Origin of the sequence: Vibrio marinisediminis (assembly GCF_014050145.1) — a bacterium.
GTDB classification, from domain to species: domain Bacteria; phylum Pseudomonadota; class Gammaproteobacteria; order Enterobacterales; family Vibrionaceae; genus Vibrio; species Vibrio marinisediminis.
In genome coordinates this window covers 1-224 of record NZ_JACFYF010000440.1, presented here as the reverse complement: position 1 = coordinate 224, position 224 = coordinate 1, and the positions used below count along the sequence as shown (strand labels likewise).

1 pseudogene is annotated in these 224 nt (G+C 59.4%); it reads right to left on the bottom strand.

Going from position 1 to position 224, the window contains the following annotated elements:
* A pseudogene (locus tag H2O73_RS24550) lies at positions 1–224 on the bottom strand (alpha-glucoside ABC transporter substrate-binding protein); the annotation flags it as partial.

Here is a 224-nt window from a genome sequence, read left to right as displayed (position 1 = left end):
CTTGAACGGGGTCAAGAACTCATCCTGCGCCATCATGATCTCATGGGCGAAGGGCGTCTTGAGAACCTCGATGAAGGCGCTTGCAGCCGGGTTCTCGTTGGTGATCGCGAACAGCGTACCGGCACCCAGAACCGGACGCCCCAAGTCCTTTTCCTCAAAGGCCGGGAAGTAGAAGAAATCCGCATCCTCGCCCAGCTCGGTGCCCTCGGGGAAATAGGCGGGAA